We start from the raw sequence: 9,176 nt of genomic DNA, 5'->3' as shown, positions 1-9,176 counted from the left end.
AGCGGTAGGGAGCAAGAGATGCACGGGGGCGGGGTGGGTCCCTATTGGACGCCGATCAGCCCCTCAGCCGGGTCCTTTTTCCACGCCGATACCCAGCCTCAAGGGAGTGGAGCACGTAACCGGAAGATCGGATGTCGTCCCGATGCTTCGCCTTCCACGATGCTCCGATGATCGCCTGCACACCGTCGCAGAGAGCATGGCCGTAGGTTGCGCTCAGAACGTCTGTGAGAGGCTTCCCCTGGATTGCCGCCGCAAGGATGTTCGAGAACGCTTCGCAGGCGTCCACGGCCTCTTGAGCGCCATGGGTCGTGTAGCTTTGCCGTCTCGCCGCGTCACTCAGGAGGTTGGGATCGTTCCAGTAGCGGACAGCGACCGGTGATAGGCGCATTAGGCTCCCATTGCCCGCCGTCATCCTATCAGTCGGACCAGCGTGAACGTCGCCGGTCTGTTCGAAGTGGGTGAGGGCGGTCGCGGTCACGTTGCCGATATCGAAGCAGTGACCCGTGACGGAGTTCTCGCCTACCCTGAACCATCGGCAGAACCGTTCGAGCAAGTCGCGTTCGTCCAACCCACCGCACGCGATCAGACTGTCCGCGAGGCACAGGGCCATCGACGTGTCATCGGTCCACTGACCCGGCCTGAGATCGAAGGGACCGCCGCCGAACATGTCTGTGACGGGATAGAAGCTGCCGCGCTGTTCGAACTCCACTGTGGTCCCGATAGCGTCGCCAACGGCCAAGCCGACCAGGGCACCAAGCGCACGGTCCCGAATCGCGTCTAGTGTTTTCGATGGGAGACGTTCAGGGATCGGCCGGATACCGTGGACGTGGCGTTCCTGTTCGACGGTCTCGATGGCGCCGGGACGAGCCTCACGAACGTTCTGAATGGCCTGTTCGGGATCAGCACCAAGCTCGACTAGAAGCCGCGCCGCTATGGTCCCTGCGCGGCCAAGGCCCCCCTTACAATGGACGAGGACGTTAAAGCCGTTCCGAAGGCGTGACCGCAGCCCTTCGCCGACGCTTGCCCAAGCTGCTTCGAACTCGACAGTGGGAGTGGAAACGTCAGGGATGGGTAAGTGGAGCCAATCGATACCGTGGTGCTGGCATTCAGCCTCAAGCCCACGAACCTGTAGGGCGTCGATTTCATGATTCTCGATCAGCGTGACTAGTGTTGTCGCGCCCCATTCGGAGATCGCCCGGATGTCCGTCGCCAGATCGCGGTTCCACGGCCCTGTGGCGCCGTCCGTCTGAACCTTACCGGGACAGAACGTGACGCCGATGCTTCCCAGGCCGGCTTCACCAATAATATCCGAGACATTCAATGGATGAGATAAACTAGTACGCTGCTTGATACGACTATAATCAGTAGAAGCCGCGGAACACGTATAAAGAACATCCTCTGCCATGGGAGCCTCCGAACGCGATATAACACATCATTGCAACATTCACAAGTAAGAATTAGCTAGTTGCGCTCCTTTTCCATGCATCATGTCTGTCAACTTATTCACGCATACGTTTTGCCTTATAAGCCTTAGCCAATAAACTACTGGAACGCGAGGAAACTGATTCGATATTCTAATGAGTCGGCAGCCGTGAAATGAAGTAGGATTGTTCGTGATAACCGCGACAGGTTCCGCTTTCGTTCTAGCCAGAAACTGCGAGATATGGCAGGGTCTTGCAATGAGCGTCGCCGACAACTTCCGAGCTTTCCGAGCCAACTACTTGATCCCATCCGCTACGGTCGGGACAATCTCGTATCGCTACAGGCGGATTACCAGGCAGTTGAACAAAGACTTCTGGAATACAGATTCGGAAACGGCGCACAGCTTGTATGTTGGCTCTTATGGGCGCGACACAGCAGCGAATGGCGTAAGTGATCTAGATGTTGCATTTACCCTTCCCAACGCGATGTATCACAAGTACAATTCGTATCAGACAAATGGTCAATCGGCGCTATTACAGGAAGTAAAGCAGTCAGTCGGGCGCACCTATTCGACGTCTTACGTAGGCGCGGATGGGCAGATCATAGCCGTGAACTTCGATGACGGCATCCGCTTTGAGTTCCTTCCCGTCTTTGTAAACACCAGCAATACATTCACCTTCGCTGATTCTAATTCGGGTGGAAGTTGGAGAATATGCGATCCGCGCGGAGAAATGGCGGCCTTCGCCGCACGAGATAAAGCGAACGCAAACGGCAACTTGAAAGCAGTCTGCCGTATGGCGCGCATCTGGCGGGATCGACACAGCGTGCCAATGAGCGGTATGTTAATCGATACACTCGCTTATCAATTTATCGCCGGCTGGCCCTACAGCGATAAGTCATACCTGTATCACGACTTTCTGATACGGGACTTCTTACTGTACCTATCGCAGATTGATACTAGTCAGACATATTGGCGTGCGCCAGGAAGCAGCTCATATGTTTTTAAAAAGGGTAATTTCCAGAGACAAGCTGGCGCATCGTATGGAGATGCACTGAGCGCTATCAGCCATGAATCCAATGACCGACCTGCAACCGCCCGCAACAAGTGGAGAGAGATTTTTGGCCCAACCTACCCCTAAACGTGAGGCGACTGTAACGCTCGAGGGGCAGGTGCGAGAATGCTTCGCTCGAGTAGTGTATTCGCACAAGACTCACGAGAAGCAAGGCGACATATGTTCTGCGACGCTTAGGCGGCTCAAGATATGGCAGATCGTATTGTCTGCGGTAACGACATCGGGGGCGCTCGCAGTACTCTTCACAGATGATATCTGGTTGAAGGCTCTGACAGCGTTCGTATCTACGATTACTCTCTTCATTTCAGGGTACATGAAGGGGTTTGATCCTGGTGCAACCGCGCAGAAGCATCGGGATACCGCTGCTGATATTTGGGCCATTCGAGAGTCATACCTGTCCTTGCTGACTGATCTTTCGAGTGGGGCGATCAGCGACGAGGTGGCTCGGGAAAGACGCGACAATCTTCAAAACGAACTTGCTGCAATCTATAAGTCAGCTCCGGGCACTACTCCTAAAGCATACAGGCTTGCTCAGAAAGGATTGCAGAAGTTGGAGGATTACACCTTCAATCCTGGGGAAATTGATAAGTTTCTGCCGCCCACCTTAAAGCGTAGCTAGCAGGGAATAGCTCATTAGTCGTGAGGCAGAACGGATTATCCGAGTCAGCAGGCCGTCTGTTGTCGCTCTGTTTCTGTCATGAGCCAGATGGAGCCGGCAACGAGCCGATGATCCGATAGACCTGCATCCGTGAGCATCCGACAGCCTTGGCAATGGCGGCCGGTCCGTGACCCTCAGCCTTCATCGCCAGCACCTTCTCTCGATCCAGCCGCCGTGTTCCACCTTTGTAGACACCTTTCGCCTTCGCGGCCTGGATACCCTCCCGCTGACGTTCGAGGATGAAGCGGCGCTCCATCTGACTTACCATCCCAAGGACGGTCAGCACGATCCTCCCACTCTCGCCACGGGTTGAGACGTGCGGGTCAAGAACGGTCAGGTAGGCGCCACGCTGATCGAGTTCGTGGACGATGTTGAGAACGTCACGCGTGTCACGGCCGAGCCTGTCAGCACGGACCACAACCAACTCGTCACCCTCGCGGACGAAATCGAGGATTGCGGCCAGTTCGGTGCGACCATCACGCGAAGCACCGGACACCTTCTCTGATCGGATTGGCTGGCATCCCTCGGCCTTGAGTCGTTCGATCTGAATGTCGAGCGATTGGTCCTCAGAACTGCATCTCGCATACCCGATCCTCGCCAACTGTCACTCCAAGGTCTAGAGCGGGTGACGATATCGTAACATCAGGCGATAAGCAATCCTGATGTTACGCTCGCGCTTAGGGAGGATCGGAGGCGATGTTACGTCACCATACGGTGCACCCTGATTTAACAGCCGTACCCGAGCCGATATGGACAGATCACATCACTATGAGTTGATGCTGCGAAACTTATGCAACCTTTGGAAGATAGGCCATCGCAGACTGCCCGAGTTGCGGGTGATCGGGCTGGTGGTCATCTGCTGCATGGTGGATACCGGACAGGTATCAAGAACGGCTGTGCCAACCGAGGACGCAGGTGCAAACGATTCACACCATCGGCTACGAAGGCACGCATCAAGAAGCCTTCATCCACACGTTGCTGGCGCATGACGTTCAACATCTGATCGATGTCAGGGAACGACCGATCTCGCGCAAGCGTGGGTTTTCGAAGCATGTTCTAAAGGCTGCATTAGCACTGCACGGCATTTCCTACACTCATATCCAGTCTCTAGGCGACCCTAAAGCTGGCAGGGAAGCCGCACGTGCAGGACAGATGGATTCATTTCGAAGCATATATCTCTCCCACCTTGCCACGCCCCAAGCACAGCACGGCCTCTCAGAGGCTGTTGCTATCGCGAAGACGAGCAGATCGGCACTTATGTGCTTCGAACGCGACCCTGAGGTCTGCCACCGCCTACTTGTGATCCACCAGATGGAAGCTCTAGGTTTATTTACCGCGAATCACCTTGCGGTCCCACCAGAGGCATCGTCTCGGCGAAATGAGCAACAGGCCAGAGCTATCGAGGTCGGGTGAAACGCAGGCTGTAGTTCTTGTAAAAGCCTTGCCTCAGGCCGGCGGAGTTTATGGTGAAACGGTCTGTGTAGCAGCTATCGACGAGTACGGCCGGTGGCTTAGACTATATCCAGTTACATTTAGACAACTCGAACATGCGAAACAGTTTGGACGATGGGACCGTATCCGTTTCGGCTGGCGGCTGCCTGAAACATCCAAAGATCGGCGCGCCGAGTCTAGACGTGTGAACCCTGACAGCATCGAAATTACGGGCAAGCTGCGTGATAGCGAGAAAGGACGTTTCTTGAGTCGCGCGATTGTTGACAGCACGAAGAAGGAATACTCGGAAGGGCGAAGTCTCGCACTTGTTCGACCGGACGAGCCGAAGTTCTACTGGAAGAAGAAGTCTGCGTCTGAGATCGAAAAAGTCCGCCGAGACTACGAGCGATTAGAGTCTTCCAATGACTTGTTCGGCGGCAGACGAGTTGTCCCTCGTGAGCCGGCACCTTTCGATTTCTATTATAGTTATAGAGATGCAGATGGCGCCCACGAGGCTCGATGCCATGATTGGGAGATTGAAGCCACATTCATGAAACGGCGCACTGAGCTTGGCGAACAGGCCGCGTTAGAGTGGATGGCGAGTAAGTTTAATGAGGAATACCCAAGAAAAGGTATGGTCTTGGCGATGGGAACTCATTCTCAGCGGAACTGGCAATGGATGATCATCGGCGTCGTTCGCCTGGACCCAATCTTACAGACGACATTATTCTAGAATTCTCTCTACTACCTTAAGGCCGGCTAGCATGTTGATCGTTAAGAGCCAAGCCTGATGCCCGATCTCACTCGCAGAACCTTCTATGCATCTTGAATAACGATGAACTAGGTTCGCTTGACGGATACACCAAACTCTAGCACAATACGGTCAATTGAGTCGTCCTTAGCTTCGAGCCGACAGTAAAATGATGGTTCGAGTCCTCTTGGCCGCACCAAACTCTTTCCCGTTTCGGAGCAAAGAGTTGGTGCTTTTCGGCGGTCGGTGATCGACCCCGTTTTACACAACGATCTCACACAGAACGGCGCCGGCCTGAAGGTCTGGAAGCGCGGGTGCATCGCGGGCGCGGTCCCTGCCGTCCAGTCCGCGCTGACGGCGCGATCGGATCGCCGCCGACCGTGCCCGAAGGGGCGTGCAGCGCCTATATGAGAGCCGTCCCTTCCGCGGAGATGGCTCATGGATCTCGACGTTTCGCTTCACATCGCCGGCCGGTGGCGCTCCGGCAGCGGCGGCGAGACCCTGTCCATCCTCAACCCGGCCACGGGTGAGCCGATCGGACGGGTCGCCGTCGCCAGCCAAGCCGATCTCGACGAGGCGCTGGAGGCGATCGGGCGCGGCTTCGCCACCTGGCGGCGGGTCTCCGCCTTCGATCGGTCCAAGGTGCTGCGCCGGGCCGCGGCCCTGATGCGCGAGCGCGCGGAGGCGATCGCCCGCACCATGACCCTCGAACAGGGCAAGCCGCTGGCCGAGTCGCGCATCGAGACCGGCGTCGCCGCCGACATCATCGAGTGGTTCGCGGAAGAGGGACGGCGCGCCTACGGCCGGGTCATCCCCGCCCGCGCCGAGGGCGTGCTCCAGATCGTCACCCGCGAGCCGGTCGGACCGGTGGCGGCTTTCACGCCGTGGAACTTCCCGATCAACCAAGCCGTGCGGAAACTTTCGGCGGCGCTCTGCACCGGCTGCCCGGTCATCCTCAAGGGGCCCGAGGACACCCCGGCCTCCTGCGCCGAACTGGTGCGCGCCTTCCTCGACGCCGGCGTGCCGGGCGAGGCTCTCGCCCTCGTCTACGGCGATCCGGCCGCGATCTCCGGTTACCTCATCCCGCACCCGGTGATCCGCAAGATCACCTTCACCGGCTCGACCGCGGTCGGCAAGCAGCTCGCGGCGCTGGCCGGTCAGCACATGAAGCGGGCGACGATGGAACTCGGCGGTCACGCCCCGGCGATCGTGTTCGACGATGCCGATGTCGACACAGCGGTGCGGGTGCTCGCCGCCAACAAGTACCGCAATGCCGGGCAGGTCTGCGTCGCCCCGACCCGCTTCCTCGTGCAGGAGCGGGTGTATGATCGCTTCGTCGACGGGTTCGTCGCGGCTTCACGCGCGCTCAAGGTCGGCGACGGTCTCGATCCCGCGACGCAGATGGGTCCGCTCGTCCACGGCCGTCGGGTCGAGGCGATGGAGGCCTTCGTGGCCGATGCCGAGGCGAAGGGCGCGCGGCTCCTCACCGGCGGCAGCCGCGTCGGCAACCGCGGGCACTTCTTCGAGCCCACCGTCTTCGCCGACGTGCCGCTCGATGCGCGCATCATGAACGAGGAGCCGTTCGGACCGATCGCCGCGATCCGGCGCTTTGCGGAGGACGACGAGGCGCTCAGCGAGGCCAACCGCCTGCCCTACGGGCTCGCGGCCTACGCCTATACCCGCTCGGCCGCCCGGGCGAACCGGATCGGCGAGGGGGTCGAGTCCGGCATGATCTCGATCAACCATCACGGCATCGCACTCCCCGAGACGCCCTTCGGCGGCGTCAAGGATTCCGGCTACGGCAGCGAGGGCGGCGCGGAGGCGATCGAGGCGTATCTCGTGACGAAGTTCATCACCCAGGCCAACACCTGAAACGACTTCCGCACGATCGCGTCGGGGCCGCGGCCCGTCATCCCGGGCCGCGGAGCGGTCCCCGGAATCCACCCGGGATGCGGGAAATACGGCCACGTCAGGGTCATCGTGGATTCCGGGTCCGCCTTCGGCACCCCGGAAGGACGGCTGCAGGGATCGAACCGACCCCATCGACCGGGAGCGGTTTGAAACCGCGCTTTCGCGGCAAAAGCCGTCGGCCGCGTTAGACAAGTCGGTCCGCGATGATGCGGGCTGCCTGTTCCGCCTGTCGCCCTCGCGTAACTCGCAATGTCGAGTGAATGTTACGTGTGCGCCCGCGATGACCCTCACGGCTCAAGGCAATCGAGGACGGCGGGCTCTTCCGTTTTTGCTAGTCCATCCTCAAGCTCGGGCGGCGCCATCAACAGGGGGATCTTGTACAAACGAAACCTTTTCTCGGGCCCGCGAGTTGCACCTTCCACCAACGCAAGAAAAGGACAGCTTGGGTCAAGCGAGCTGCTCCAGGGAAGCGCTCGCATGCTGTACCCTCTTTATGAGGCTGGCCATCTCATGCTCGCACCGATGCGCCTGGCGGCGGAAGCCACCCGGCTTGCCTGCGAGAACCCGTTCAATCCTCTCGCCTACGCCCCCCACAGCCGCACCGTGGCCGCTGGCTGCGAGATGTTCGAGCGCGCCACCCGCGTCTATGCCAAGCCCGCCTTCGGGCTCGGCGTGAGCGAGCGGATCGTCTGGGAGCGCCCCTTCTGCCGCGTGATCGCCTTCGGCGAGCCTTCCGCGGCGCTCGAGGCCAAGCCGAAGCTCCTGATCGTCGCGCCGATGTCGGGCCATTACGCCACGCTGCTGCGCGGCACGGTCGAGGCCTTCCTCGACAGCCATCAGGTCTTCATCACCGATTGGACCGATGCCCGCCAGGTGCCGGCGCGCGCCGGCCGGTTCGGGCTCGACGACTACATCGACACCTGCACCGACCTGTTCGCGGCGCTGGGGCCGGACCTGCACGTCGCGGCGGTGTGCCAGCCCTCCGTGCCGGTGCTCGCCGCCATCGCCCGGATGGAGGCGGAGGATCACCCGCTCGTGCCGCGCTCGGCCGTGCTGATGGGCGGGCCTGTCGATACCCGCCGCTCGCCCACCGCCGTCAACGCTCTCGCCCAGGAGAAGGGCTTCGCCTGGTTCGAGCGGCACTGCATCCACACCGTGCCGCCCGGCTATCCGGGCGCGGGACGCGCGGTCTATCCGGGCTTCCTGCAGCTTGCCGGCTTCATGGGGATGAACCTTGAGCGGCACCGGGACGCCCACCACGCGATGTTCGACCATCTCGTGCGCGGCGACGGCGATTCCGCCGCCCGCCACCGGGCCTTCTACGACGAGTATCTCGCGGTGATGGACCTGACCGCCGAATTCTACCTCGAGACGATCGATCGGGTCTTCATCGGTCACGACCTGCCCCGCGGCACCCTGCGCCACCGCGGCGACCCAGTCGATCTCGGCGCGATCCGCCGCTGCCATCTGATGGCGGTGGAGGGCGAGAAGGACGACATCACCGGCCTCGGCCAGACGAGGGCCGCGCTCGATCTCGCCGTCAATTTGCCCGAGGCGGCCAAGACCTACCACATGCAGCCGGGCGCCGGGCATTACGGCATCTTCAACGGCTCGCGCTTCCGGCAGGACATCGTGCCGCTGATGCGCGGCTTCATGGAGCGCAGCCTGCGGCCCGCCGCGATGCGGCCGGCCCCCGTGGTGCCGGCGCCGGAGCCGCATCCGATCCTGTTGCGCCAGGGTCCGATCATCCCGGCGGTGAAGCCGCCCGAGGTCGCCTCCACCGATGCGATCATATGGCCCGAGCCCGCCCTCGAACGGGCGCAGCGGCATGGATCGCGGGACGCGATCCCGCAGCGGATCGCCCTGTAGCCTACCCTCTCGGATGCACCCGCGCCATGCGAAGCGGCCGCCGATCTCCCTTGGCGGCCGC

General features: G+C 60.5%; 8 protein-coding genes. 6 read left to right on the top strand and 2 right to left on the bottom strand.

Annotated features, from left to right (window positions below; translation table 11 throughout):
• Positions 1 to 55: 55 nt before the first annotated feature.
• Positions 56 to 1,405: an ADP-ribosylglycohydrolase family protein gene (locus HNR01_RS06650; RefSeq protein ID WP_183667180.1), complete on the bottom strand. Its 1,350-nt coding sequence runs from the start codon at positions 1,403 to 1,405 to the stop codon at positions 56 to 58.
• 274 nt (positions 1,406 to 1,679) lie between these two features.
• Here HNR01_RS06650 and HNR01_RS06645 point away from each other — a divergent pair, with 274 nt between their 5' ends.
• Both HNR01_RS06645 and HNR01_RS06640 read left to right on the top strand, forming a co-directional pair.
• On the top strand, positions 1,680 to 2,561 hold the full coding sequence (locus HNR01_RS06645) for an SMODS domain-containing nucleotidyltransferase (RefSeq protein ID WP_183667179.1): 882 nt from the start codon (positions 1,680 to 1,682) through the stop codon (positions 2,559 to 2,561).
• On the top strand, positions 2,491 to 3,114 hold the full coding sequence (locus HNR01_RS06640) for an SLATT domain-containing protein (RefSeq protein ID WP_309236158.1): 624 nt from the start codon (positions 2,491 to 2,493) through the stop codon (positions 3,112 to 3,114). The genes HNR01_RS06645 and HNR01_RS06640 overlap by 71 nt, the downstream gene beginning before the upstream one ends.
• 76 nt (positions 3,115 to 3,190) lie before the next feature.
• Here the strand turns inward: HNR01_RS06640 and HNR01_RS06635 are convergent, their stop codons facing one another.
• Positions 3,191 to 3,754, bottom strand: coding sequence for a recombinase family protein (locus HNR01_RS06635; protein ID WP_183667177.1), 564 nt, complete (start codon positions 3,752 to 3,754; stop codon positions 3,191 to 3,193).
• A gap of 314 nt (positions 3,755 to 4,068) precedes the next feature.
• Here HNR01_RS06635 and HNR01_RS06630 point away from each other — a divergent pair, with 314 nt between their 5' ends.
• The 4 genes from HNR01_RS06630 (at position 4,069) to HNR01_RS06615 (ending at position 9,115) form a co-directional block, all read left to right on the top strand.
• Positions 4,069 to 4,566, top strand: coding sequence for a DUF488 domain-containing protein (locus tag HNR01_RS06630; RefSeq protein ID WP_183667176.1), 498 nt, complete (start codon positions 4,069 to 4,071; stop codon positions 4,564 to 4,566).
• The gene (locus HNR01_RS06625; RefSeq protein ID WP_488168547.1) at positions 4,532 to 5,317 is read left to right on the top strand and encodes a DUF8758 domain-containing protein; all 786 of its coding nucleotides are present in this window, start codon (positions 4,532 to 4,534) and stop codon (positions 5,315 to 5,317) included. The genes HNR01_RS06630 and HNR01_RS06625 overlap by 35 nt, the downstream gene beginning before the upstream one ends.
• 456 nt (positions 5,318 to 5,773) lie before the next feature.
• Positions 5,774 to 7,207 (top strand): NAD-dependent succinate-semialdehyde dehydrogenase, encoded by a 1,434-nt coding sequence (locus HNR01_RS06620; RefSeq protein WP_183667174.1) that lies wholly within the window; start codon positions 5,774 to 5,776, stop codon positions 7,205 to 7,207.
• Between the two features lie 516 nt (positions 7,208 to 7,723).
• The gene (locus HNR01_RS06615) at positions 7,724 to 9,115 is read left to right on the top strand and encodes a polyhydroxyalkanoate depolymerase (RefSeq protein WP_183667173.1); all 1,392 of its coding nucleotides are present in this window, start codon (positions 7,724 to 7,726) and stop codon (positions 9,113 to 9,115) included.
• Positions 9,116 to 9,176 lie beyond the last annotated feature (61 nt).

The organism is Methylorubrum rhodesianum (assembly GCF_014199985.1).
In the GTDB taxonomy this organism is placed as follows: domain Bacteria; phylum Pseudomonadota; class Alphaproteobacteria; order Rhizobiales; family Beijerinckiaceae; genus Methylobacterium; species Methylobacterium rhodesianum.
This window is presented reverse-complemented; position numbering and strand designations above follow the sequence as displayed.